This window comes from Reichenbachiella ulvae (assembly GCF_025833875.1).
Classification (GTDB): Bacteria; Bacteroidota; Bacteroidia; order Cytophagales; family Cyclobacteriaceae; genus Reichenbachiella; species Reichenbachiella ulvae.
Map to the genome: position 1 here is coordinate 2,403,844 of NZ_JAOYOD010000001.1, position 26,117 is coordinate 2,429,960.

Annotated in this window: 24 protein-coding genes and 1 other RNA gene; 10 read left to right on the top strand and 15 right to left on the bottom strand. The window is 40.5% G+C overall.

The window, feature by feature from the left end:
* Window positions 1-35: 35 nt before the first annotated feature.
* The 3 genes from ychF to N7U62_RS09540 all read right to left on the bottom strand — a co-directional run bounded on the left by ychF (window position 36) and on the right by N7U62_RS09540 (window position 2,661).
* Window positions 36-1,133, bottom strand: a complete 1,098-nt coding sequence (gene ychF, locus N7U62_RS09530) for a redox-regulated ATPase YchF (protein ID WP_264137734.1) — start codon at window positions 1,131-1,133, stop codon at window positions 36-38.
* Window positions 1,134-1,138: 5 nt separating this feature from the next.
* Window positions 1,139-2,236 carry an AI-2E family transporter gene (locus N7U62_RS09535; protein WP_264137735.1) on the bottom strand — a complete coding sequence of 366 codons (1,098 nt, stop codon included), beginning with the start codon at window positions 2,234-2,236 and terminating at the stop codon, window positions 1,139-1,141.
* 65 nt (window positions 2,237-2,301) lie between these two features.
* A complete protein-coding gene (locus N7U62_RS09540; RefSeq protein WP_264137736.1) occupies window positions 2,302-2,661 on the bottom strand; it encodes a DUF3276 family protein in 360 nt (119 codons plus the stop codon).
* A gap of 234 nt (window positions 2,662-2,895) precedes the next feature.
* On the opposite strand from N7U62_RS09540, the gene N7U62_RS09545 reads away from it, so the two are divergent.
* A complete protein-coding gene (locus N7U62_RS09545) occupies window positions 2,896-3,807 on the top strand; it encodes a DUF58 domain-containing protein (protein WP_264137737.1) in 912 nt (303 codons plus the stop codon).
* A gap of 6 nt (window positions 3,808-3,813) precedes the next feature.
* Complete coding sequence (locus N7U62_RS09550; RefSeq protein ID WP_264137738.1) at window positions 3,814-4,893, top strand: AI-2E family transporter; 1,080 nt, start codon at window positions 3,814-3,816, stop codon at window positions 4,891-4,893.
* On the opposite strand, the gene N7U62_RS09555 is transcribed toward N7U62_RS09550, so the two are convergent.
* Genes N7U62_RS09555 through N7U62_RS09565 form a run of 3 tightly spaced genes read right to left on the bottom strand, consistent with a single transcriptional unit; the run spans window position 4,890 to window position 6,951 of the window.
* On the bottom strand, window positions 4,890-5,360 hold the full coding sequence (locus tag N7U62_RS09555) for a nuclear transport factor 2 family protein (RefSeq protein ID WP_264137739.1): 471 nt from the start codon (window positions 5,358-5,360) through the stop codon (window positions 4,890-4,892). The two genes, N7U62_RS09550 and N7U62_RS09555, sit on opposite strands and share 4 nt — an antisense overlap.
* Entirely contained in the window at window positions 5,357-6,211 is an 855-nt protein-coding gene (locus N7U62_RS09560) for an SDR family NAD(P)-dependent oxidoreductase (RefSeq protein WP_264137740.1), read from the bottom strand. The genes N7U62_RS09555 and N7U62_RS09560 overlap by 4 nt, the downstream gene beginning before the upstream one ends.
* Before the next feature lie 2 nt (window positions 6,212-6,213).
* Window positions 6,214-6,951, bottom strand: a complete 738-nt coding sequence (locus N7U62_RS09565; RefSeq protein WP_404818018.1) for a TrmH family RNA methyltransferase — start codon at window positions 6,949-6,951, stop codon at window positions 6,214-6,216.
* Between the two features lie 138 nt (window positions 6,952-7,089).
* Here N7U62_RS09565 and tamL point away from each other — a divergent pair, with 138 nt between their 5' ends.
* Both tamL and hemF read left to right on the top strand, forming a co-directional pair.
* The gene (gene tamL / locus N7U62_RS09570) at window positions 7,090-9,510 is read left to right on the top strand and encodes a translocation and assembly module lipoprotein TamL (protein ID WP_264137742.1); all 2,421 of its coding nucleotides are present in this window, start codon (window positions 7,090-7,092) and stop codon (window positions 9,508-9,510) included.
* A gap of 8 nt (window positions 9,511-9,518) precedes the next feature.
* Entirely contained in the window at window positions 9,519-10,409 is an 891-nt protein-coding gene (gene hemF / locus N7U62_RS09575) for an oxygen-dependent coproporphyrinogen oxidase (RefSeq protein WP_264137743.1), read from the top strand.
* A gap of 171 nt (window positions 10,410-10,580) precedes the next feature.
* On the opposite strand, the gene N7U62_RS09580 is transcribed toward hemF, so the two are convergent.
* The 3 genes from N7U62_RS09580 to N7U62_RS09590 all read right to left on the bottom strand — a co-directional run bounded on the left by N7U62_RS09580 (window position 10,581) and on the right by N7U62_RS09590 (window position 17,526).
* Window positions 10,581-13,106, bottom strand: a complete 2,526-nt coding sequence (locus N7U62_RS09580) for an endonuclease (RefSeq protein WP_264137744.1) — start codon at window positions 13,104-13,106, stop codon at window positions 10,581-10,583.
* 61 nt (window positions 13,107-13,167) lie between these two features.
* Complete coding sequence (locus N7U62_RS09585) at window positions 13,168-15,021, bottom strand: choice-of-anchor J domain-containing protein (protein ID WP_264137745.1); 1,854 nt, start codon at window positions 15,019-15,021, stop codon at window positions 13,168-13,170.
* An 18-nt stretch (window positions 15,022-15,039) separates the two neighbouring features.
* The gene (locus N7U62_RS09590; RefSeq protein WP_264137746.1) at window positions 15,040-17,526 is read right to left on the bottom strand and encodes a TonB-dependent receptor; all 2,487 of its coding nucleotides are present in this window, start codon (window positions 17,524-17,526) and stop codon (window positions 15,040-15,042) included.
* A gap of 243 nt (window positions 17,527-17,769) precedes the next feature.
* Between N7U62_RS09590 and N7U62_RS09595 the strand changes: the two genes are divergently transcribed.
* Window positions 17,770-18,336 carry a hypothetical protein gene (locus N7U62_RS09595; RefSeq protein WP_264137747.1) on the top strand — a complete coding sequence of 189 codons (567 nt, stop codon included), beginning with the start codon at window positions 17,770-17,772 and terminating at the stop codon, window positions 18,334-18,336.
* On the opposite strand, the gene N7U62_RS09600 is transcribed toward N7U62_RS09595, so the two are convergent.
* Both N7U62_RS09600 and N7U62_RS09605 read right to left on the bottom strand, forming a co-directional pair.
* Window positions 18,333-18,614, bottom strand: coding sequence for an acylphosphatase (locus N7U62_RS09600; protein ID WP_264137748.1), 282 nt, complete (start codon window positions 18,612-18,614; stop codon window positions 18,333-18,335). The two genes, N7U62_RS09595 and N7U62_RS09600, sit on opposite strands and share 4 nt — an antisense overlap.
* A 22-nt stretch (window positions 18,615-18,636) precedes the next feature.
* A complete protein-coding gene (locus N7U62_RS09605) occupies window positions 18,637-18,978 on the bottom strand; it encodes a hypothetical protein (protein ID WP_264137749.1) in 342 nt (113 codons plus the stop codon).
* Window positions 18,979-19,189: 211 nt separating this feature from the next.
* Between N7U62_RS09605 and N7U62_RS09610 the strand changes: the two genes are divergently transcribed.
* Entirely contained in the window at window positions 19,190-20,077 is an 888-nt protein-coding gene (locus N7U62_RS09610; RefSeq protein WP_264137750.1) for a nucleotidyltransferase family protein, read from the top strand.
* 112 nt (window positions 20,078-20,189) lie between these two features.
* Here the strand turns inward: N7U62_RS09610 and N7U62_RS09615 are convergent, their stop codons facing one another.
* Window positions 20,190-21,095, bottom strand: coding sequence for a hypothetical protein (locus N7U62_RS09615; protein ID WP_264137751.1), 906 nt, complete (start codon window positions 21,093-21,095; stop codon window positions 20,190-20,192).
* A 130-nt stretch (window positions 21,096-21,225) separates the two neighbouring features.
* On the opposite strand from N7U62_RS09615, the gene ffs reads away from it, so the two are divergent.
* From ffs to N7U62_RS09630, 3 genes are all read left to right on the top strand, one after another.
* Window positions 21,226-21,323: signal recognition particle sRNA small type (gene ffs, locus N7U62_RS09620), an RNA gene on the top strand.
* A 26-nt stretch (window positions 21,324-21,349) separates the two neighbouring features.
* Window positions 21,350-21,553: a fructose-6-phosphate aldolase gene (locus N7U62_RS09625; protein WP_264137752.1), complete on the top strand. Its 204-nt coding sequence runs from the start codon at window positions 21,350-21,352 to the stop codon at window positions 21,551-21,553.
* Window positions 21,554-21,556: 3 nt separating this feature from the next.
* The gene (locus N7U62_RS09630) at window positions 21,557-22,267 is read left to right on the top strand and encodes a cell division ATP-binding protein FtsE (RefSeq protein ID WP_264137753.1); all 711 of its coding nucleotides are present in this window, start codon (window positions 21,557-21,559) and stop codon (window positions 22,265-22,267) included.
* Here N7U62_RS09630 and N7U62_RS09635 read toward each other — a convergent pair whose 3' ends face one another.
* Genes N7U62_RS09635 through N7U62_RS09645 form a run of 3 tightly spaced genes read right to left on the bottom strand, consistent with a single transcriptional unit; the run spans window position 22,268 to window position 24,396 of the window.
* Window positions 22,268-23,314, bottom strand: a complete 1,047-nt coding sequence (locus N7U62_RS09635; RefSeq protein WP_264137754.1) for a DUF4097 family beta strand repeat-containing protein — start codon at window positions 23,312-23,314, stop codon at window positions 22,268-22,270.
* A complete protein-coding gene (locus tag N7U62_RS09640) occupies window positions 23,295-23,849 on the bottom strand; it encodes a hypothetical protein (RefSeq protein WP_264137755.1) in 555 nt (184 codons plus the stop codon). The genes N7U62_RS09635 and N7U62_RS09640 overlap by 20 nt, the downstream gene beginning before the upstream one ends.
* Window positions 23,839-24,396, bottom strand: a complete 558-nt coding sequence (locus tag N7U62_RS09645) for an RNA polymerase sigma factor (protein ID WP_264137756.1) — start codon at window positions 24,394-24,396, stop codon at window positions 23,839-23,841. Before N7U62_RS09645 ends, N7U62_RS09640 begins: the two co-directional genes overlap by 11 nt.
* Before the next feature lie 154 nt (window positions 24,397-24,550).
* Here N7U62_RS09645 and N7U62_RS09650 point away from each other — a divergent pair, with 154 nt between their 5' ends.
* Window positions 24,551-26,071, top strand: coding sequence for an FMN-binding glutamate synthase family protein (locus N7U62_RS09650; protein ID WP_264137757.1), 1,521 nt, complete (start codon window positions 24,551-24,553; stop codon window positions 26,069-26,071).
* The last annotated feature ends 46 nt before the right edge of the window (window positions 26,072-26,117 follow it).

Genomic DNA, 26,117 nt, shown 5'->3' on the forward strand with positions numbered 1-26,117 from the left:
GCCCCTTTTTCTTTATTTCTTCAATTCAAAATCGATTAGACATTGAATCTAAAGTGCATAACATCTCCATCCTGCACTACATACTCTTTTCCTTCAATTGATAACTTACCTGCTTCTTTACAGCCGTTTTCGGTCTTGTATTTTTGGTAGTCAGGTATTTTGATCACCTCCGCTTTGATGAAGCCCTTTTCAAAATCTGTATGAATCACACCTGCAGCCTGAGGAGCTTTCCATCCCTTTTTGATCGTCCATGCCCTCACCTCTGTGACACCAGCGGTGAAATAAGTAATGAGGTCTAAAAGTTCATAAGCAGAACGAATCAACTTGTCCAAGCCCGATTCTTTCAACCCGTACTCATCGAGAAACATTTCTTTTTCTTCTGGCTCTTCGAATTCTGCAATCTGAGACTCAATAGCCGCACTCACCATCACTACCATAGCTCCTTCATTGGCTACAGCAGCTTTCAATTTCTCTACATGCTCATTTCCAGTCAGGATAGCTGATTCTTCCACATTAGCCACGTAGATTACTGGCTTGATTGTGAGAAGCTGTAGTGGCCCTACTGCTTCTTTTCTTTCTTCGGTCAGTTCCAGCTCACGAGCATTCTTACCTGACTCCAGCAACTCCTTATACTCTGTCAGAATGGCCACCAAAGTTTTCAACTTGGCATCACCAGACTTTGCAGCTCTTTCGTTTTTCTGAATCTGCTTCTCAATTGATTCCAAATCCTTCAATTGAAGCTCTGTGTCGATTACTTCCTTGTCAGAAACAGGGTCTACCTTACCATCCACATGCACGATATTATCGTCATTGAAGCAACGGGTCACGTGAACGATCGCGTCAACTTCTCTAATGTTTGCGAGAAATTTATTCCCCAAACCCTCGCCTTTGCTGGCACCTTTTACCAATCCGGCTATGTCAACGAACTCGATCACAGTAGGCAATACCTTCTGTGGATTAACTAATTCCTGTAATATTTTTAAGCGCTCGTCAGGAACTGTAATAACTCCGACATTGGGCTCTATCGTACAAAATGGAAAATTGGCTGCTTCAGCCTTGGCATTGGATAGCGCATTGAAGAGTGTAGATTTACCTACGTTTGGCAAGCCTACGATCCCACATTTCAACCCCATTTACTTTAATTTTTTGATGCTTGAAAAACTTGATAACTGTTGAATCCATTTCTGATCTCCATGACCGAAACACGAATAATCGTATAAACAGGAATGGCTGCAATCATACCAGGAATCCCCGCTAATGTAGCGGCCGCAAAGATAACAACAAATATCTCTAATGGATGGGCTTTCACACTTTTAGAAAAAATCATAGGCTGCAAAACCACATTGTCAGTCACCTGAACCGCGGCAAAAACCGAAACGATCTTTACGATCAGAATCAACGTCACATCATCAATAGCAAAATGCCCGCTGGTCGAGATCCCTACCAAAATCCCAAATACTGACCCCAATAAAGGCCCAAGATAGGGAATCAAATTGGCCAAAGCAGCAAACACTGCGATGGTAAGCGCATAATTGACGCCAAAAATGGACAACCCTATACCGGCAATGGAAAATATGGCCAACATCTGCAACAATAAGCCGATGAGGTAATTAGAAAGCAAATGTTCTATTTTGTGAATAGCAGTGATAAAAAGTTCAAAATACTGGTTAGGTACTACCGAAATCAACAGTCGACTGATGATACCATTCTCTAACAAGAGGAAAAACGTAATGAATCCTAAAGCCATTAAAGTAACAAAAACACCTCCCGTTAAAGAAACCACATTGTTCAGGATTTTCTGAAAATTGATATCTCGAACCAGCTCAATAGTTGAGGTCCTTATCGTTTTAGTCAAGCTATGATCTTCTTCATTGACCAATCCATATTCTATCAAAAAATCTTCTGCTTTGACAACTGGCTGGGACAGGTGTTTGTAAACCTCATCAAAACTAATGGTAGATATTACATTGACCTGCTCTACAATCAGCGGAATAAAAAGCAACATGAACAAACTAAGCACGCCCAGTACAGTACCAAATGAGAACAGAATGGCCAGAATTCTGGGGACTTTAACTTGAAACACATAGGTACGACTGATAAAATTGGTAAGAGGACGGAGGATTGTAGCCAATACAATAGAAATACAGACATACATAAAGATGTCCATGAATAGCCAGGCTCCAAAAATAAAAAGTCCCAGTATGACCACCAGGGTCAAAAGTGTGCGATTGATCATAAGTTAAAATAAAAAAAGCCCTCGGTGGTATCCAAGAGCTTTTCAGTTTCTTTCAAAAGATTAAATTAATCCCAGTTGAGCTCGCTATTAGCGCTGGCGGCTACCCCATGTGAAGCATTGTCTCTGGCATCTTCATCTTCATTGTCAAATGCCTCAAAATCCACATCTGGCATTAATTCGTCTTTCACATAACCGATGGACTCATTCAGTGCTTTTACGAATTTGTTAAAATCTTCTTTGTAAAGGAATATCTTATGTTTTTCGTAGAAAAAACCGTCATCCTTGTAGCGTCTTTTGCTTTCCGTAATGGTTAAATAATAGTCATTTGACCTGGTCGCCTTTACATCAAAAAAGTAGGTTCGTTTCCCTGCCCTTACTCTCTCTGAGAAAATCTCAGTTCTTTCATTGTCTTTATTATCTTCCACTTTTCAGTTCGTTTTGGTTGCCGACAAGTCGGATTGATAGTTGAGTTAGTTTCACTAAAACACCCAATATACGAGAATTTTTCCAACAAATCCAATATGTAAGACAGAATATAAAATCATTGGAATAACCTTTGGTTGCGACATTAAAACCTATCCTATTTTATCAAATTCGAAATTTTTAAATCAAATTACTAATTAGTTTTTAATTTGCTAATACATTAACATTTCTCTGCTTTGAAACTCAAACTAGATATCAACACGATAAAGGAGTCTGCCAACATTGAGCTTTTGGCTAAACAAATGGTGGAAGGATTCGTGACTGGACTGCACAAATCTCCATACCATGGGTTTTCTGTTGAGTTTGCTGAGCACAGTCTTTACAACTACGGAGAAAGTACCAGAAACATTGACTGGAAAGTCTACGCCAAAACTGATAGGCTTTACACTAAAAAATTCGAAGAAGAAACCAACCTAAGATGTCACCTGGTTTTGGACACTTCTTCTTCCATGTACTACCCCGCAGATTCTTTTGGCAAAATAAGATTTGCAGTAATGGCTGCTGCAGCTTTGGCCTATCTCCTTCACAAACAACGTGATGCAGTAGGCGTTTTTACTTTTGACGAGCAAATTACGCACCAGTCAGAAGTAAGGTCCACCTCCTCTCATTTACACCATTTGTTTGGGTTGTTTCAAAATCTATTTGATCAAAAACCGGAACACCAGGCAACAGCCGTTCCAGAGGTACTGCATGAAATCGCAGACAAAATTGCGAGACGTTCCCTGGTGATTCTCTTCTCAGACATGCTTCACAGTTCGGACAATTCTGACGAAGTGTTTGCCGCACTTCAGCACTTGAAGCACAACAAACATGAAGTTTTGGTCTTTCACATCAATGACAGTGAAACCGAGCGAGAATTCAACTTTGAGGACCGTCCTTACAAATTTCAGGATCTAGAATCAGGAACCATCGTGAAACTAAGTCCATCGGAAGTAAAGGATCAATACCAAAAGCAAATGCAAAGTTTCGTTCAGGAATTGAAACTGAAATGCTCACAATTAAAAATCGATTTTGTTGATTGCGATATTAAAAATGGTTTTGATGATGTATTATCGGCCTATCTGGTCAAAAGAAGTAAAATGCGTTAGATCACTATGAATTCTACCAACAACCACCTGAGCAGCATTAGCAACTGGATACTAATTACCATTGCGGTTCTTGCCTCACTTTTGTACTTTGAAAACTTTCTTAAATCTCTGGTTATTGCCATTCTGATCTGGTATCTAATCAAGAAGTTAAGAGATTCGATTGCCAAATTAAAATGGGGAAAAGTGGCCCCACCCAAATGGCTGATTACAATATCCAGCACCGTGGTGATCTTTCTCATCATCTACCTGATTACTCAAATCATTTCTTCTAACATTCAAAAACTTGCGATAGAACTACCCAGGCATAGTGATAACATCAAGGCGCTGCTGAGACAGATAGAATCGGCTTTAGGAATTGACGATCTGGAGAAAAGCTTTTCCATTCTATTTGATCAATACAAAAATGAAATCATCTCCTATGCAGGATCTTTCGCTGGGGCCATAGGAAAGTCTATCATGGTCTTGGTATATGTGGTCTTTATTTTGATGGAAGAAAGCCTATTTGGAAAGAAAATTAAAAAGGTGTTGGAAACCACTCCTCAAGGAAGCAACATCCATAAAGTAGGTGCAGCCATCACTTTGCTTTTCGACAAATATCTATCCGTCAAAATATTCACAAGTTTCATCACGGGTGTATTAAGCTATTTTGTCTTGCTCATAATCGGAGTAGAATTGGCTGGGTTGTGGGCTTTTCTTATTTTCCTCTTCAATTTCATTCCTACAGTGGGGTCAATTATAGCTACAGCCTTTCCTTCACTATTTGCCATTGTACAATTTGGAGGTTTTCATGAATTTGCGTGGGTACTAACTAGTGTGGGAGCCATTCAACTTCTAGTGGGTAACCTTATCGAGCCCCGAATCATGGGGAACCGCCTCAACATCAGTCCGATGGTTGTTTTGATTGGATTAACACTATGGGGATTCATATGGGGTGTCACCGGCATGCTCCTGTCAGTCCCTATTACGGCTACTTTCATTATTATTTTCAGTCAATTTAATGAAACTAAAGCCCTGGCAATATTACTTTCTAAAAATGGGGAGATAGGACTGGTCGATCAATCAGAACCACAAGCAGAGGTGAACTAAGCTTGGTTTTTCTTCATAAAGGAAAGCAAGGATCTTCGAACCTGTGCACGCAGTTTACTCTTAAAAAAAGGCGTCCATCCCATCACGAATCCTATGGGACCAAAAGCCATTTGAGTCCACCTCCATAAGTCGAATTGGTCAGTGTGCTTTATGATTTTACCATCTGCGAATTGCAGGTTGGCTTTTATGCGATTATGGACTTTTCGGCCGGTTTTAGAGAAGGTATAGATGGCTCCCCACTCTACGGATCCTTTATCCCCCTCTGACTGTACATTGTCAAAGTATATTTCCAAATCGGCACCTGCTTTGATCAACATATCCCACATCGCACATGTGTGCTCGTAATCGAGAAGACCAAAAACAGGATCTTGAAATTCTACATCAGGGTGATAGCAATCTATCATCTTTGGCAAATCCTTATTGGCAAAAGCGCCATAAAACTGTTCTATTATTGCAATGTGACTCATCTTTTCATTTTTAAAACTTTGAACATTAGTCGATCCATGGCTCGATCAGAAAACAGCAATCTCGGAATGATAAATTTGGTCCACTTGTCCCGAATCACCAAATAAAAGGTCTTAGCTTTTTTCTTTTGGAATACTTCAAAAAGCTGATCGCAAAACTCTTCTACAGGTATGGCTTTAGCAGCTTCTCTTTTGGACAAATCCAAAAAGCGAAGTAAGGATGGGCCGTATGGAGATTCTTTCATGGATGCTTCAGGCTCTTCGACCTTATCCCATATGGGTGTCTTGATCGGGCCCGGATTGAAAACCACTACATCTATCCCGAACAACATCAATTCACGCCTTAACCCCTCAGAATAAGCATCAACAGCTGCTTTAGAACTACCATATGGCGTCATGTATGGCATGCCGCTTTTAGCTGCGACAGAACTAATGTTGATGATTTTACCGGGAGGCAGCGAACTATTTTCTTTTGCTCCCAAAAGGGGAAGAAAAGCATTCGTAACAGATACTAAACCAAGAAAATTGACCTCAAATTGCTTCCTAAAATCCGCTGTGCTCAAGCATTGAGATGGGCCAGTGACTGCCATCCCTGAATTATTGACCAACAATTGTAAACCCTCGTCTGCAATTTCACTTTCTACTACGCGAGCGGCTTGTTGGACCATCTCTTCGTCCGTCACATCAAAAATCAAAGGGCGATAGGCCTCACCAAATTTGGCTTCCAACCTTTCAGCATCCTCCTTTTTTCGGACACTGCCATATACAGTATAGCCCTCAGCAATAAATCTACGAGTAGCATAAAAACCGATACCCGTCGATACTCCTGTAATCAAAACATTACCCTTGGACATAATTATTGGCCTTTCAGTGATCTCTTAAAATTATCACAAAAAACGGCAGTAGACACCGCTACATTCAAAGATTCTGCACCTCCGTAGGCGGGAATTTTCACCTCTTGTCCCAACTGGTCAATCAGGTCTTCGCTTATACCGGTCGATTCATTCCCAAAAACCAAAAATGCCGGCTCCTCAAATTTAACTTGATGAATATCTCCACCATTAAGAGTGGCTCCATAGCTATTTGGAAATTGAGCGATCCAATCAGAAAGATCGTCATATATGACACGAACGCGTGCAAAAGAGCCCATGGTAGCAGAAACTACCTTAGGATTGTAACAATCTACAGAATCGGACGAGCAAATGATATGACGAAAGCCATACCAATCAGCAATGCGAATGATCGTTCCCAAATTGCCTGGATCTTTGACTCGATCAAACCCCAATAGGGATTGCTGCAAATCAGGTTTTTCCACATCAGGTATCTCAACTACAGCCAAAGCGGCATTGTTAGTGGTGAGGCTACCGACCTTCGAAAGTTCCCTTTCAGTCACCTCTCGAAAGTCGTAAGAGTGGGTATCTGAAGAATATTGATTTAAAAATGCTTCTGTCCCGAATAATTGATCAATCTTGAGGTCTGATTTCAATAATTCCAGCACATTTTTTGCACCTTCAACCAAGAACTTGTTTTCAAGTTTCCTAAATTTTTTTAATTGTAGGGATTTAATGAATTTTGACTCTTTGTTTGAGATCATGCGAATTGTAACATTGCGTTAGGTACAGGTGCCAAACTTACACAGTTTCTTGATGATAGACATATGAGATATTAATTCCATTAAATCTAGTGATCTAAATTCTGTACTCACATCATAAATCCAAGGATTCATATAGCTATGCGCTCTGTAATTAGGGTCGCTCTTTTACTTTCCCTGTGGGGAGGTCTGGACTCATGTATGGGGCGCAGATACCTCAAAGGGGATCAAAAGTTACTCGTGGACCAAAATCTGGAAGGTGCTCAAAAACTGAACAAAGAAGAAATCGAGTCCTTGTATGCTTATGAGCCGAACGAAAAAATTCTTTTCATCCCATGGTCTCCCTATGTCGATCTCTATCAACTAGGAAAGAAATCCTATGATTCATCTAAATATGAAAACAAAAAAATAAAGCTTAGAAAAAAGTATAACAAGAAAATTGCCAGGGCTCAGGAAAAAGACAGGGAAAATCGTGAAAGAAAACTCAAGCAGAAGCTGGCTAAAAAGATCAACAAGCAAAACAAGAACCTAAAAGAAGGCAACCAAGCCATGAGACTCGGTGAGCCACTCGCTATCTATGACACGGCACTAGAAAACGAGACAGTTGAAAAAATAGAGAAGTACCTACACGCCAAGGGATACTTTAATGCTGAGGTGAGCAGAGATACCGAAGAGACCATAAAGCTGGTCACTTCCACCTATACCATTGATCGAAAAGAGGCCTATCTTCTAGACTCTATTTTCTATCGTGCACCCGATTCTTTAGTCCTGAAGATACTTCAAAAAGAAGATGCCAATTCTTTGCTGATCAAAGGCGAAAACTATGACCAGGACATCATCTCAAAAGAAAGAGAGCGTATCAACGACATCATGTTGAATAATGGCTATTATGATTTTAATCGTAAACTGATTGGTTTTAGAGTTGATACCACAACTCTAGGCGATAGAAAGGTAATGGTTGGAATCGTAGTGAACAATCCTCCTGACAGGGACAGTCATAAGATCTTTAGATTGGACTCAGTTATTTTCAATACGGATGCGGATATTACGGGACTGTCTCAGAAGCGATCTCACAAAACATACAATGGAGTCACCTACCAGTTTCACCAACGTAGGTACAACGAGAAAATATTGGATTGGCGCCTATTCCTACAACCAGATAGCCTTTATAGCAAAGCCAACACCCTGGAGACTCAAAAACAGCTCTCCAACATGGATATTTTCAAATTCATCAATGTAAACTATGACACAACTGGGGGGCAATTCATTGCCAATGTCTTTACAAGTCCCCTGAAGAAATACCAAACCTCTACAGAAGCTGGACTAAGTGTGAGTCAAGGTCTTCCAGGACCTTTTCTAAACATGTCAGTCAAGAACAGAAATATTTTCAAAGGACTAGAAGTGGCAGAATTGAGTGGGCGTGTAGGATTCGAAGGTCTGACAGGTGCAACAGAAACTGGTAACCCCTATTCCAGTTTGGACTATGGGGCCAACCTATCACTTACCTTTCCTCAGTTTGTAATGCCACTGGGCAAAAACATCAAATCAAATCTGGGTAGATTCAACCCCAAAACTAAAATCCTATTTGGTCTCAACTTCAATTCAAGGACTGAGTATCTACGTAACAACATCAATGCCGTATGGGCCTATACCTGGCAAAATTATAACAAGCGAAGAAGCTATACCGTCAATATGATAGATGTCAACTATATCAATTCTGACATTACAGACCCGGCTTATCGCGAATTACTAGAAAATCTAGAAGCACAAGGAAACAACCTTATCCGTTCGTTTGAGCCCTCTTTCATTAGTGGTAGTTCCCTTACCGCCATTTACAATATCAATGAATATGGAAACAAGACTTCTAGGGCGTCTTTTTTGCGCTACCAAATAGAAACTGGCGGAAACTTTATCCAGAGCTTTCCCTATACTGATATTGACAGTGACAACAAACTGGAGTTTTTCAAATTTGCCAAACTCGACGTTGATTTTAGGCAAACCCTTCCAGTCAACTCCATCATCACCCTTGCATATAGAGCGCATGCAGGTGTGGCCATTCCCTACGGAGATAACAAGACGCTACCTTATGAAAAATTCTTTTTTGCAGGTGGTAGTAACAGCATTCGTGCATGGGAACCGAGACGTTTAGGGCCAGGTACCTACCTCCCACTGGATAGCGCGGGGAATTACAGCAACAATTTTGAGCAGCCGGCAGAAATCATCTTAGAACTAAGTGCTGAATTTAGGCATCAATTGTTTGGGCCTATTCATGGCGCCTTCTTCATAGATGCGGGTAATAGCTGGACATTCAATGAATCAGACGACAGACCTGGGGCAAATTTCGAATCAGACTTTTTATCCGAAATTGCAGTCGGAGGTGGCTATGGAGTCCGTGTTGATTTCTCTTTTTTGATACTAAGACTAGATGCCGCCTGGAAACTTATCGACCCTGCAAGTACTTCCAGGTTTTCAGATAACAATCGTTCTTCAGTATTTGACTTACCTGATTATGAAGGATACAATCGACTGATTTGGAACATTGGTATTGGCTACCCATTTTAATTAAGATCATGAATAAAGAAACTATAGAAAACTGGTTCAAATCCCTTCAGGACAACATCTGTCAAGAAATCGAAAAAACCGATGAAAAGGGCAAATTCGAAGAAGACCTATGGCAAAGACCACAAGGAGGTGGAGGACGAACACGAATCATCAGAGGTGGCAATATCATCGAAAAAGGTGGGGTTAATTTTTCTGCTGTGAGTGGCCCTACTCCTGACAAAATCCTTCAGGCTCTAAAAATAGACAAAGCCGATTTTTACGCCACAGGCGTATCTATAGTGATGCATCCACAATCTCCTATGGTTCCTGTCATTCATATGAATGTGCGCTATTTTGAGATGAGCAATGGCATCAGCTGGTTCGGTGGTGGTATAGATCTGACACCACATTATGTGGATGACGAAGATGCCCAATACTTTCATTCTCAGATCAAGTCAGTTTGCGATGCCCACCATGGTTCCTACTATCCTGAGTTTAAAAATTGGGCTGATGATTACTTCTACATCAAGCATCGAAATGAAACAAGAGGGATAGGTGGCATATTCTTCGATAGACTTAGCGCAACTCCTGAGATCTCAATGGAGCAACGTTGGGAATTCGTGAAAGACGTAGGACAATTATTCGCCCCTACTTACACTCATTTCATGTCCAAAAACAAGGATATCGAATATGGAGAAAATGAAAAGCAATGGCAATACTTGAGGCGTGGCAGATATGTCGAATTCAATCTAGTGCTCGACAAAGGAACTAAGTTCGGTCTGGACACCGATGGACGAACAGAATCGATACTGATGAGTCTACCCCCACAAGCTAACTGGGAGTACAATTATGAAGTAGCTCCTGGTTCTAAGGAAGAGAAAACACTTTCTCTTCTGAAAAAGGGCGTGGATTGGGTGTAAATCATCGTGAATAAAAAAGAGGCTGTCTCAAAAGGTTCAAAAAATAGAGTTTGTCACATTGAGCTTAGTCGAAATGTACCTTAGAAAGGTGTAATTAATGTTTCGACTTGGCTCAACATGACAAAGAAAGACTTTTGAGACAGCCTCTTTTTTGATGCTAATGAAATCAAGCTATAGTTTAATCAGTTTCTTATTGATGACTTGATCTTTAGAAGTCAATATCAAGGAGTAAATCCCTGGACGTAAATCTGAAAGGTTCAATTCATTCCTGAACGCTATAGAATGAAAAACATATTTTCCACTTACATCAACTAAAGACATCTTCCAACCAGCAGTATCCACTGCTCCCAACTTCAATTGAATATTCCCCTGAGTCGGGTTGGGGTAAATCAGAGTTTTTAAAGCTTTATTTTCAGAGGATAACACTTGTTCGATATTGAATATATCATCCTTTGTTTGAACCATGATATGATATCCATTGGCCGTCTCACCTACATACCCAATCAAATCAAAACTCCCTAGAGGAATGTTGGTTCCGACCAGATCATGATCCTCCAATCCAACGGTAAATGTCATTTGAGTTTCACCTGCCTGAAGCGTATATTCCCCTTTAGCGAAGGTTCCTGTTTCGACAAAAGACAGATTAGTCAACTGAATTCTTTCAGATTCAAGCTCTTCTCCAATTTGATCCAGGGTAGTTTCTTGAGGTGAAGGCAATTCATTTCCTGAGGACAATAGTGAAATAGAAACCGGACTTTCCTCAATCTCTAATAACCCATTATAATTCAATAGGCCACCTATCACTTCAACACTGTCACCGGCTTGTAATTCGGAAGATAGATTCCCTACTTCCTCGCTTCTTATTACAATTCCAGCTGTCCCATCATATAGCAAGCGGTTATGTGGGTTATTAGTTTCACCACCAATGACTATACCCTTGACCATCACAACACTTCCTTCAGGACGATTGCGAGCTTCAGATATGGTGATCAAACTGACTTCCGAAGGATATTCACTTGTCAGCACCAAATCATCTGCATCTCTCACTGACAATTGATAATCCTCGAAAAACTGACCTATAAAACCCGTTACCTCGAAATAACCTGAAGGCACTTCAGTCCCTACTAATGGATGAGAATCTGACCCAATACGGAACACCATTTCACCTGTCCCATCACTAATTGTGAAATTACCTGAAGTCCCTCCTCCAGCAAATGTAGACCCAACATCTGCAAAAGAAACATTCTCGATAGTTACCAATTGAGACTCATATTTTTCTCCTACTTCACTTATGGTCAAATATTTAGGAGCAGGTAACTGCGCATTTGATTTCAGCAATTCAATGGTAATTGGAGATTCTTCAATTTGGAGTGCCTCGCCATACTCAGATAGCCCACCCTTGACCAAAATACTATCCCCTTGAGAGAAATTTGCAGATTCGTGCCCTACATCAAAACTCCTCACAACAATACCAGCCGTTCCATCATATATTACTCGACTATTCCCGCTGTTATTCCCAGCATCGATTACTACACCCGTTACACTTACTACCTCACCTAGCACTTTTGTTCTCGCATCGGCAATTGAGATCACTTCGACTTGACCCTCTCTACCAGAGACGCTAAAACCTGTCATAAAACTGCCAGTTGAGTGATCAATGTTTACTGATGCGTTTTGATCAACTGCTGAAGGTTCAAATTTGATCCAGACAGAATGGACTTCATTGGCTGTGGTGTTAGTTAAAGTCAAATTCTGCGAATAATCCACACCATCAGAAGACAAAGAAAAAGGTGACCCTGTAGTGATGTTTATCGATTCAGAAATGTTGTAAGAATTGATTTGATACTGCTGTGAGGCTGAGCTACCCAGCTCAACTGCTCCAAAATCAGGGTTAAAAGACAAGTGATCTATCAATAATATTGGATTGCTACTTACCCCCCATATTTCTCCAACCCATTCCGGATGATCGATAAATGGGTTTCTATTTTCCTGAAAACCATACGCTCCCTCATGTCTATCTATTTCATACTGATCCACTGGATCATTCTCATGCCACTGAAGCATGGTATACAAAACACCAAATTCTGGATCACCAGAATAGGAAATTCGATCGACTAACTCAAGATCTAGAAAATCACTCTCGTATCTTGTAGACATGTAAAATAATATTCTAGCCACATCTCCCTTGATTTCATCCCTTGGTTCCCAAAAGTCACCATTGGTATAAGTATCCGGTGCCTCCCCTTCTTCATTTGCTACAGTGTGATCTACTACATTAAAATCCTTATTGCTTTTAGAAGTATTAACAGAAGCATCAGAAGGTCTCAAATTGTGCACATCAGTATAGGCCGTATCAGCCAAATCCGGAAACCCATGAGATTTGGCCCAGGTATGTTCTCTATTCCAGTAATCAGGCTGATTATTCGAAGCAAAATTTGCTTTAGGAATAGAGGCGTTTTTGTAAAATAATATGATGTTATCGCTGTTATCAGGATCCTCATCCAAAGTAGGCAAAATGGTATCTCTAAACTCACCGTAGGTCCTAACCTTATGTCCACGTATGATTTGATGAAGCTTGACTTTCAGCTCCTGACCAGACAACCCGTCTGTTCCATCATAATACCCCGAAGGAATATTTTGTGCTCCAACAGATAAAGTAAAGAATAGGGCTACCAATAATGTTGTTAATTGTTTCATATGCTAAAACAAGAAAAGACTGCCTTGAGGACAGTCTTTTCTATATATTATATTATTTCTATTACTCAATTATCACTGGTGCTTCGAACAATTCAAATTCGCCTGTACCAATCAGTATAAAGACAGTTTGCCAATTAGCATCAGAACCATCATAGGTAGCGCATTTCACGGTATAATAAACGTCTACACCACTTACCATAGTAGCATCAGAAAACTTCTTCTCCAATAGCAGCTGTATACCTTCGGCCATTCTTTCAATAATCAATGCCTTCCCATCATCTGCAGATAGTTCTGCATATTCGGCTTGTGCAAAATCTCCTGTTGTTCTCTTATCTAATCGGATATCAAAATTCGAATAATAGGCTCCTGCACCGTAGTAGAACTCTCCAGTACCAAAACCATCCACCAAATCAGGATGCGTTTTAGCTACCTCATCAACAATGATTTGATAATCAGAACTAGTCATGGTGAAAACAACCGACGGATCAAAAACAAATGACGTTCCGTCATGTTTATACTGCTCTACTTGCTCCTCATAAAAAGAACCCATCCAAGCCCCACCTGTGAAGGTATATTCCTCTGCCAGAGTAACCGTTCTACCGTTGTAGTATCTAAACACAACATCATAGGAATCACCTTCAACTGCAAATGGGAACATTTGACTCAAATAAGTAGGTAGATAATCAGAAGATGGAGTACTTGAACTAAAATTGTCATAAGTACCCGGAGCTCCCATCATATTATAATCTTTGCTGCCAAGGTAAGCGACTTCATCATCCATTGACACCCATTTCTCGCCATCAAATTCATAAAAACCATTGACATAATCGATTACAGGTGCTGCACCTTCTTCTACTACCACATCAACAATCTCCCAAGTACATGCTCCTACAGCAGTGGAAGATGTATAATGAAATCCTAGATATAAAGATCCTCCTTGAACATCAGGCAGTGTTGCAGATCCTACAAACTCACTCCAACCTGTACCTTCAGGAACTACATCCAAATCTACGCTTGTCCAGGTAGCTGCGGCCACATCACCTGCATAGTCAGTTGAATAAAGTATATCAATTTCTTCACCCCATTCTGTAGAAGCGTAATTCCAAATCTGTGTAATAGTGACATTTATATCACCAGTTGCACCTGAAAGATCAATTTCAGAAGAAATCAACCAATCATCATTATCCTGTGCTCCGCTCGCATATCCAGACATTTTTGCCCAAGTTGCTCCACTAAATGAATCCCATTCCCAAGCCTGGGCACCTAAAAGGTCTGTGGCAGTAAATTGACCTAAACCATTTTCCTCTAGCTCAAAGTCTTCACTAAAAACTTCTTCTCCCGACAGCTCGCTATAACGCTGATCAATTCGATCATAAGTTGTGCTTACGATATCACCTTCAACTGGATCTTGAACTTTGGTCAACAACCATTCTGTCAAAAACTTATCCGCATCAACCGAACTATCAAAGAATCCAAACTTACCTGACTCAGCACTATAAGACTCATAGTCCGCCTGCTCAAGTTCGAATTTGGGAGCTGTCAAATAAGCAGAAAAAGCTTCAGAATCTCCTGTAAACAAGTTGTAATTAACTTTTACAGCTGTTCCTTTACCATGAAAAGCGAAAGCGCCATCTACGAAAGTCGGAAGATATTTTTTGGCCTCATAATCAGGGCTAAACGCTTCATTGGATTCGATAAAATCAGCTGCTGCAGAATCTTCCTTTGTTTCCATTGCAAGTGCTATTCCTGCAACTGTGGCATAATCATCACTGGTAAGTGTATAAATGAAAGTTTGGTCACTTCCTTCCTCTAGTTCCTTTTCTTCGAGTTCATCGTAGACTTCTTCCAGAGGTTCACATCCCATCGCTATCACGGCTGAGATAAAAAGAATATTAATATATTTTAAAAACTTCATGTCTAAATTCTTTCTGGATTAAAATTTAATTCTCATTCCTAATGTCCACTGACGTCCAGTTCCCATATAGACATCATTAATTCCACCACTTCTTGCATCTGTCACATATTCAGCATCAAGAGCATTATTTACGTTTCCATAAAGAATACTTTCTATCTCACCAATCTGGAAAGTATAGTTAGCATTCAAGTCTAAATTGAAATATTCAGGAATTTCCCAAGACTGGGTTTTAAGTTCTGGTGAGGTGATATCTGTTGGTTCAAAGTCTGCATAGTTGTTGGCATAGTAGTTCAAATTCGCACCCACTTTGAATCCTTTTAAAACTTCTATTCTAGCACCTAAAGCAGCTGTTGTTTGAGCGGAGTTTCCTACTTTCAGACCAGAAATATAATAGTTATAAGTACCTACCAAATTTCTATCCTCATCATAAACATTCACATCGGTCAAATCGTTTTGCCATGTCCAGTCTCCAAGTGAAACCATACCCGTTAATGTAACTTGTCTGATTGGTCTGTATTGAAAATCTAATTCAACACCTTGGTGGATTGCGTTTACTCCCTGCAAGTTGGCAAAAGTAGAATCGGAAATAGATTCAATTAAAGTTCTGTCTCTCCAGTTAGTCCAGTAAACATTCAAATTCGCGCTTAATTTGGATGTTCTAAAACCATACCCAACCTCAGCACTCAAGATTTTCTGCATTTCTACATCTTCATTGATGATATTCTGAAAATCCTGGAATACAGCATCAAAAATTGGGGCCTTGGTAAAATATCCTCCATTCACAAACACATTGTGTTTTTGGCTCAAATTATAATTCAAACCACCCTTAGCTTGATAACCTAAGAAGTTTTGAAAATCAGTCTCTTGTTCACCTGGTACATATTGATAATAATCAATTCTCTTATAACTTGTGTTTGACACAGCAATATTGACAAATGCAGAAAGATCATTCACAGTATACTCTGCTTGACCAAAAACTCCTTCCCAAAGTACAATACCATCGTTGTAATAATCTCTCTTATCACCAACCTGAAGTCTTCTATTTGGATTATTGATATCATTATCATCCTCAGCAAAATCTGCCCCTAACAAATTGGTCACCTCTGAAAAATGGATACCTTTATAATATCTCAAATCCAAACCTCCCTGAATTGTAAGGTTATCACTGATCTGATCATTTAAAGTACTTAAGACACCATACCATCTATGATCATTTCTAGAAGCTCTCAGATAGGACAAAGCTCCAGAACCAGTTTCATTATTTTCTACATTTAACTCTCTAACGGTCTCAAAATCATACAACCCCTCAGATGTTCTAGCCATAGAGTTACCCGCGGTTCCTCCACCTCCACCGGTTCCGGTAGACACATAAAAAGCAGTAGATAAATCCATTCTTTCATTGATTGTCCAGTAGTGATTCAATGAAAACTGAGGCTTGTGATAGAAATTATCCTCCGCATGTAATACCTCGCCATCTAGATAGCCATAATCTGTATTATACTTCAATCCCTCATTTTTGAACGTCTGTAAGCTATGAGTATTCTGTCTTTGCCCATGACGCTGAGGAGCACCAAATCCAGTCAAGGACAATGAGTGCTTTTCATTGATCACCTTTGAAACATTAAAGAAATAGTTGTATCCTTGAAACTCAGTACCATCTACATAACCATCACCAGTGATTTTAGCACCAGAAAGTGATACTGCCCAACCATTGTCAGTCAAACCTGTTGAAACATAAAAGGAAGCTTTCTGATAATTGTCATTACCTATTCCATAAAAAACATTTCCTCCTTTTTCGACATCTGTACTGTTTGTTAGAATATTTATGGTTCCACCAATAGAGGGAACGGCTACCTTAGAAGCACCAAGTCCTCTTTGAACCTGCATCATTGTAGTTACATCTGTCAAACCAGCCCAGTTGGACCAATATACACGACCATTCTCCATATCATTGACAGGAACACCATTGATAAGAACAGCAACATTTTCAGAATTGAACCCTCTTAAGTTGATTCTTGAATCTCCGTAACCTCCTCCTTGCTTAGTGGCATAGACACCAGGAGTTGATTTCAAAAGCTCAGGAAACTCTTGATTACTAGCTCTTTCTAATATAACATCCTTTTTAACTACAGATACAGCTACTGGGGTTTTCCTATCTTCTGCTACAGAAGCTAATACCATAACCTCTTCAAGGCCAATAGATGATTCTGACAACTCAACAGGATCAAGAGTTACTAAAGCGCTTTTTAGATCAATCGTCCTCTTTTCTTCTCCATATCCAACGAATTTGAATACTACGGTATAAGTACCATAATCAAGGTCATTAAAAGTAAAATTCCCCTGCACATCTGCTACGGCACCCACACTGGTACCCTGGATTGTAACTGTAGCCCCAATCAAAGGCTCACTAGATTCTTTGTCGATTACCGTACCTTTGATACTGCCCGTTTGAGCCCAGGCCGTCAAGGACGATAAACATAAAATAAGTAGTAGTGTTTTTCTCATGATTTTTGAATAGTTGTAAATAGTTTGTTTGTTGAAGTTGCAATTTTAGCACTAAATATACTCTGCCTGCAGCATATTATTAGCTATTTGCTTTCAAACGCAATATTACAGAGAGTCAACTGAGATTTCGCAAGGTTTGGATTATCCAAGAGTTAACTTTATCAGAAGAAATTAACGAGGTCTTAACTTTTAATTAGTGATCAGTGTATATATTTTTGGGCTTTCAAAAATTACATTCTGCTAGTGTACTATATTATTACAGACGAGCTATTACAACAGAGTTTTGACAAGGACAAAAACATCATCCTTAAGGCTGCTCAGGAAGTACACTTTTCTGAATTGGCAGAACTTTTTGTAAAAAGAACCATTGAGAAGTACAGAACCCTCTTCAACCCACTAGGGCTAGTAGATGATACTTTTCAAAAAATCCTCGACTATCCTTACAACAATGTAGATGAAGTCAAAGGCATATATGACAACCTATGCGTGACCTATCGCTACAAGAATTCTGACAACCAGCTCGAGATCATTTGGGACGGGGGCAGTCAGGAAGAAAAATACGCAAAGGAATGGTCAGAGACATTTTTGGCTTGGGTAGATGATCTAACCAACAATCCTAATTTCGTAAAAGCAATCCTGCAGTTGACCGTTTTCAATGAAGGAAAAAGGAACTTGGTATTCATTAGAAACTCCGTCAAAGCGATCATCAACGAGCACTTTGAAATCAAAATCGTAACAAGAAAAGGAGTTAAAAAGGTGGTTGTTCTTCAGAAAAAGAACAGAAAAGCCAAAAAGAAGAAGGCTGCTTAATAAGTAATCCTAAAATCTTTCAGGTCAGGATTGAAAGGGATATCTACTGCATCCACTTCTTTCACCTCAGAAAACTCCGAACCTGTACTGCACCAGATATGAAGCTCCGTAACCTCTGGCAGCCCTCCATGAACTTCTAGTTGCACCGTACCATCTGGCAGATTCTTAACCCAACCCTTTAGCCCTAAATCTTCCGCTTTTTCTAAGGTTGACGCTCTATAAAACACGCCTTGTACTTTCCCTCTTACTATGATGGATTTACCAATATTTTCACTCATTACTACAGGTGGATTCTTTAAGTCAATGGACGATTCCGCATTCTTTGCAAAACTTCCGTTTGCCTTTCTTTCTTTTCTTTGGTGGCCTTTTGTGACCGAAATAGCTCGGATCGGAGTATTGCGGTTTTTTCATCTGTCGGGCCTGTTTCTTGTACTTCTTTTTATTGTCCTTCATCAACTGCTCGTACTCGACGAGTGCCTGATCTTCCTTTTTTCTAAAGGCTTTTTTGGCTGCTTGTTTCTTTTTCGAAAACTGCTCTTGTGAAGGTGCTGGAGTTGCTTTGGAGTCTCTGGTCGACTGGGCATGAGAACCCCAGGAAATCATACATAACACCAAAACTATTCCTACCACTAATATTCGCATAACAACATTTTTATCACAACAAAGTAACGAATTTCTAAACTATTATTATGCCGGACTAGTGCCGAATCCTGATATCGATAGTATAGTTGCAAAACTTCGTCAAATCACGACCTATCCAAAGCTCCAAAATTGATCTCTCAGTAGATCACTCCCATCTTGCTGTAGTAATTGTTATACTTGCTCTTCAAACTTCGAACTCTAAAAAATAAGAATGAAACCTACTCTCTTGATATTAGCTGCAGGTAGAGGCAGCAGATTTGGTGGTGCCAAACAGGTATTCCCTATGGGACCCAATGGTGAGACCATAATGGAATACAGTATTTATGACGCCCTGAAAAATGGCTTTGAAGAGGTTGTTTTGGTCATCAACAAGGAAGTGGAAGAAGAGACCATGACTTTGATAGACAAAATGCCAGAAGTAAAGACCCGGGTATCATACGCCTATCAAGATCTATACATCGATATGATTCCACATCATATTCAATCTGCCAGAACTAAACCCTGGGGGACTGCCCATGCCATCATGAGTGCAGGGGATTTCATCAAAGGCAGCTTTGCCATGATCAATGCAGATGACTTTTATGGACCTGAAGCTTTCAAAACGATGGCTGATTTCCTTAGCACACATACTGAACCACATCAGTATAGCATGGTAGGATACGAATTAGAGAACACGCTTTCGAAAAACGGAACCGTATCGCGCGGCATCTCTATCAGCGACAAGGATGGCAAACTCGCATCCATCAAGGAGACTCATGGGATTCACTCGAAGGACGGAAAAATATTAGATGAGAGTAACAACGAAATCACAGAAGGATTAGCTTCTATGAATTTCTGGGGGTTTCAAAACAACCTATTTGAGGAAATGCAAAAACAATTTTCAGACTTCCTTACGAGTGCAAAAGATTTGTCTGTAGATGAGTTTCAAATTCCTTCGGTAATTGATCAAATGATCAAAAAAGGAATGATCGAGGTGCATGTACTTCATTCTTCAGCTAAATGGTTCGGCGTGACCTATCAGGAGGACAAATTCACTGCTGCAGAATCCATACAGCAATACGTAAAAGACGGGTTATACCCTTCTCCTCTTTGGGATTAAGAAAGTAAAGAGGCTGTCTCGAAAGATTCAAATTATTAAATCTTGTCATATAGAGCTTGTCGGCAGACTGGCATGACAAAGTCAGACTTTTGAGACAGCCTCATCTATATTTTTAGAAGCGTCCGATTTTCATGGACAAGGTATAATTCAACTCATCGAATCCTGCATCCTCCGCTCCAATCAGATCCAAATCTTGCGTAAATCGTTTTGATACAGCAAAATTCAGTCGAAAATTTCTGGAAATGTTCAACTCTACGGCGGCTCCCGGCTCCACGTACCAGAAAACATCCTGATCAATCAACTGATCCGAAGATTGATCGCCATAAATATTAGGAATATACCCCAACCAACCCGCACCTGAAGACACAGGGAAGGTCAAATGAATCACCTGGTTAGAAAACAAAATAGGTTCTAGGAAAACACCGCCATAGCCTCCTACTAAATTCAAATCATAATTATTAGGGTTTGGGATATCGGTATACTCTGTACTCGGGATGACCCCCCAAGCGTCCACCCCAAAACTTAAAGTCCTGTTGATTATCCAGGCGGCTCTGATTCCACCCATGGCGAGTGACTTATTCTGAAATTCTGACATTTTAACTCCAAGCCCAAAAAAACCGCCCCCATGATGAGACGATCCTGTCAAAGTTCTAATCTCTCCCTTTTTCTTTTCTTCCTTTTTAGGCTCTTCTTCTACTACGGCTGGCTCTGGTTCCGGTTCTACTACAGGTTGTGGCTCTTCCACTATCGGAGGATCTACGGCCTGATAGTACTTCACCACAATCGCCTCCTGTTTGGTACTGTCTTTTTTCAAAGTATCCACAGAAACAATTACCGGTTCGGATTCTTCCAGTTCCTCCGTTTCCTCAGGCACGTCAGCCTTTTGAATGATCACGGAATCTTTTTGATTAACAGTAGTATCCTGCAAAAGTGTCAGGTTAAAATCTGCTGCTAAAAGCTCATCGGTAGAGCCATAAACAAAAATAAAGGCTAAGGTTATAGTCAGTAGATACTTCATTCAATTGTTAGTTAGTCGATTATTTTGTCCTAAAGACAACAGCTAAACGGATAGGTTGCCAATATTGATATTTATTCAGAAAATATTTCGAAGAATATTAGCAAACAGAAAAAATCAAACTAGTTTTGCAGCGGCAAATCGATACGACCAGCTCCTATCGAACTCCCCCAGGTCTGGAAGGAAGCAAGGGTAGATAGTCGTAGCGGTGCGATATTGGTTTGCCACTTTTTCTTTTAAAGCATCCCCCGCTACGCATGCACATCATCAAAGTCAAAGGAAAAGCCAAAATTCCTGATTATATTCAGCTCAGAGATGATGATTTTGTTCTAATTGCCTATTTTCGTGCAGACCGTCCACTCAAGAAACTTGACAAATATGGTTTGGATGGAAAAGAGGAAGAATTAAAAAAAATCATTGATTCCTTACCCTATGGTAAGATTCAGCCCTTAAATCTTTAGCAAATGGAATTAGACAGTCGCCCAGTAGTAGAAGTAAGTGAAGCCAATATCTATCAGGAGGATCACAAAGTTCTTAGCGACATTAATTTCAGAATAGAAAAAGGAGAATTCGTTTTTTTGGTTGGTCGTACAGGCAGTGGAAAATCATCTTTGCTCAAATGCCTATATGCCGACTTACCCATAGCGAGTGGAGCCATCGATGTGGCAGGATACAACCTCAAAAAAATAAAGAACAAAGACATCCCTTTCCTTCGTAGAAAGATTGGGATCATCTTCCAGGACTTTCAACTCTTTCCTGATCGTACGGTAACTGAAAACCTCACCTTCGTGATGCGCGCTACTGGCTGGAAAGACCGCACCAAAATAAAGTCCAGATTGGCAGAAGTCCTCATGAGAGTAGGCCTGGGAGCTGCAGCTGACAAGATGCCTCACCAACTTTCTGGTGGAGAGCAGCAGCGTGTAGTAATTGCCCGTGCCTTGATCAATGAGCCTGTGATTCTATTTGCAGATGAGCCAACAGGTAATCTCGACCCTGAAGTGTCTAATGGAATCTTCAGCCTCTTCAAAGAAATCAACAGAAGCGGTACGGCTATTCTGATGGCTACTCACAATCACAAGTTCATTGAAGACCATCCAGAAAGGATATTGAAGTGTGAAGAAGGAAAATTGCTGGACTCAGCTGAAGTAGAATTCAACTTGTCCAGCCATTACTGATCAATCCAATTCGATATTGCCGTAGCTGGTAATGATTTCTACATGTCCTCCTTGACCATTACCAATCGTTCCACGGTATTCGGCTTTGTTGTCCGATTTATTTCTGTAGTTCAACTCAATTTGGTCGTCTGAGTAATCAAAATCACCATATTTCACTCTGGCTTCAAAAGTCCCATTGGTTCCAGACTCGAACTCTAGCTCGAAGCTACTGAACTTCCCTTCCATCTTTACAGATTTGAACCCTTTGGCAATCTGATCTATTTCGAATCCTCCAGCATAGCTCGCTTCCAAATCAGCCTCCACAGTGAGGTAGCCAATCGATAGGTCTGAATACCCTATGTACCCCCTGATTCCATCGATTTTACCGATTTCTAAATCACCATATTTACTAGTCATATCCAGCGTCTGGGCAATTCCGATCTCCACGTCACTGAAGCCTTGTTCAAACTTTACGATTCCCATTTTATCAAAGGTAGCATCCGAATATTTCACCTCCACTTCGCCGGTTTTCACATATTTGAAGTGTCCATCTCCAAAAGAGAGCTTGATTTTACTGGTTCCATTCAAGGTTTCTGTTTTCACATCTCCGTAAGCAATCTTGAGTTCTGCATCGCCATCCAAATCCGACAGATAGGTGTCGCCAAAACTATTCTTGACGTAAAGCGGGTTTTTCATAGGCATACTTACCGTATAGTTGATCTCAAAGCTCTCGGTGTTCTTATTATTCAAACTCCCATTGATATCCGTCTCGAATGAGATCATGCTTCCAGTTTCCTCAATATTGACATTGATTAGTTTCAGCAACTCCAGAGCTCTTTCCTCGGTTTTCCTTTTCGCAATGATTTCAATCTTCACATCTATCTTGTTACTATTAGTAGTATTGATGTGCACCCTCCCAAAACTGTTGTCAATACTGAGTTTTACAAATTCCTTGACCGTATAGGACTTCTGGATTGTTTTCCTTTTCTCAACATTATTCTTTGCGATCAGGTCCGTCAGTCCGACGAACAAAAACATCACTATGATACTATATGCTAATTTTTTCATCTTCTTCGTATTTCACTAATTGATCTAAAATCTCCAATTGTTTGTTTAGAATTTCGACTCTTAACTGAAGGTTTCTAATCATTGCGTTCACCACCTTTTCATTATTCTTGTTTCTTTTTAGCTCATTTTTCAGGTCCTGGTACATACTATCCAGGCCATCCAAATCACTTAGCAGCTCCTCGTCTACCATGTCTTTTCGTTCCATTGCCAGTCGAATCTCAGCTTTCCTCTTTTCGATCAGTCCGGAATAGTAGCTTTCCACTTGCTCAATATCTTCGGATTGCTTCTGCACTTCTGCCACTTCAGTCGAATCATTAGTATACCAATTCCTCTCCACTAGAAGTCCGATCGTCATACAGACAAAAACCACAGCCGCTGCTTTCCACATCCACAGGTAATTCCTTTTTGGCTCAATCGGAATCTCCTTATTCTGATCCAGCTGGGATTCTATCTGATCCCACATAGAGGCCCTGGGTTCTAAGTCATCAAACTCTGACCTGTGCTTCTTTACAAAATCTTCGATACTATCTTTCATAGTTGTACCTGTTTTTTAAAATCACTTTCAACTTAGCCTTGGCCCGATTGAATTGCGACTTGCTGGTTGACTCACTTATTCCTAATATTTCTGCAATCTCTTTGTGATCATAGCCTTCAATTAGATATAGCGTAAAAACCATTCTAAATCCCTCGGGCAGATCTGCTACTGCTGCTTTCACCTGATCCACACTCACCTCCGAATAATCCAAAGACTCGTCAGCATCTGGCCTATCTTCGATTTCGTCCACATCCGCCATCTCTTTTCTCTTTTTGATGACATTCAGTGCTCCATTTACTACAATTCTTTTCAACCAGGAACCAAAAGTGGATTCTCCTCTGAACTTGTCAATTCCATTAAAGGCCTTAACAAAAGCCTCCTGAACCACATCTTCTGCCTCTGCCAAATCTTGGAGCATTCGAAAAGAGGTGTTCAACATTGCTTTGGAATACAATCGATAGATCTCATACTGAGCTGTTCGATCGTTTACCCGAAGCAATTCGACCCATTCATAGTGGATATCCTTATGACTAGTTGCCTGTTTCAATTAAGTTTCGAAATTCTATACCAATGACCAACAATTTAATACAGGGTTGCATCTCTCTTGAGAAATTTCTCATTTCATTCATTTTTCTTCGAAAAAAATGAAGAGACCCGAATTTTGATTAATTTCAATCTTAGAAAAATCAAATCCGATACCTATGCGTAGCAAGTTCATTGTTGGTTCTATTTTATTATTAATTGGTGTAGGAGTTACCTATCTCTTTTGGCCTCCGATCTTATGGTCATTGATCCTGATTGTCCCGATTATCTTTCAGGGAGTCGTCGATTTGCTTCAAAAGAAACACACCTTGAGAAGAAACTTCCCTGTCCTGGGCATCGGTCGATACCTAATGGAAGACCTTAGACCTAAGATCTACCAGTATTTCATAGAGTCAGAAACAGATGGCACACCCATCAACAGGATGTTTAGATCCATCGTCTACCAAAGAGCAAAAGGAGTGCTCTCAACCAATCCTTTTGGCACCAAAATGGACGTGTACCGAACGGGTTACGAATGGGCCAATCACTCCATTATGGCACTGGATGCAAAGGATCTGGATCCTCATCCTCGCACCCTGGTTGGCGGGCCTGATTGCAAGCGACCCTACAATGCCAGTATCTTCAATGTATCTGCTATGAGTTTCGGAGCACTGAGCAAAAATGCAATCCTGGCTCTCAATGGAGGTGCAAAAAAGGGAAACTTTGCTCACAACACAGGCGAAGGGAGCATCAGCCCTTACCACCTTCAATACGGAGGAGACCTTATCTGGCAAATAGGCACCGGGTACTTTGGGTGTAGAAATGAAGATGGAACCTTCAATGGAGAAAAATTCAAAGAAAAAGCACTGTTAGAAAGTGTGAAAATGATCGAAATCAAACTATCGCAAGGGGCAAAACCCGGTCATGGAGGAATTTTACCAGCAGAAAAAAACACGCCAGAAATAGCGGCCATCAGACACGTCAAGCCTCACACCCGCGTGGACTCGCCTCCTACCCACAAGGAATTCAAAAATCCCATCGAGATGATGGATTTCGTCAAAAAATTGCGAGACTTATCTGATGGAAAGCCCGTAGGATTCAAGCTCTGCGTAGGCAACAAACTGGAGTTTATAGACCTATGTATCGCAATGACAAATACAGGCATCAAACCTGATTTCATCACCATAGATGGTGGGGAAGGAGGAACAGGAGCCGCTCCACTTGAGTTCTCAAACAGCATCGGTATGCCCCTACGCGACGGACTGGCATTTGTACATGATACATTGAGAGGCTATGACCTAAGAAAGGACATCAAGCTTTTTGCGTCCGGCAAGATTCTCTCGGGATTCCATATGTTTAGACTCTTTGCGCTGGGAGCAGATGCATGCTATAGCGCCAGAGGTATGATGCTTGCACTAGGATGTATACAAGCCCTCGAATGCAACAACAACAATTGTCCTACAGGCATTGCTACTCAAAAAAATCATCTCATGAAGGGGCTGGATGTAGAAGATAAAATCAACCGAGTGGCCAAATTCCAAAATGAAACTGTACATAGCTTTGTGGAGTTTATGGGATCCACAGGAGTAGACGATACCCACAAGATCAAGAGACACCATGTCTACAGAAGGGTGAGCCAAGACAAGATCAAGACCTATGCAGAAATATATCCACAAGTGAAGATAGGTGAGTTTACATAATTAGCTTACTTTTGCAAAGTCAGTAAAGCATGGCTGACAGCAGCGA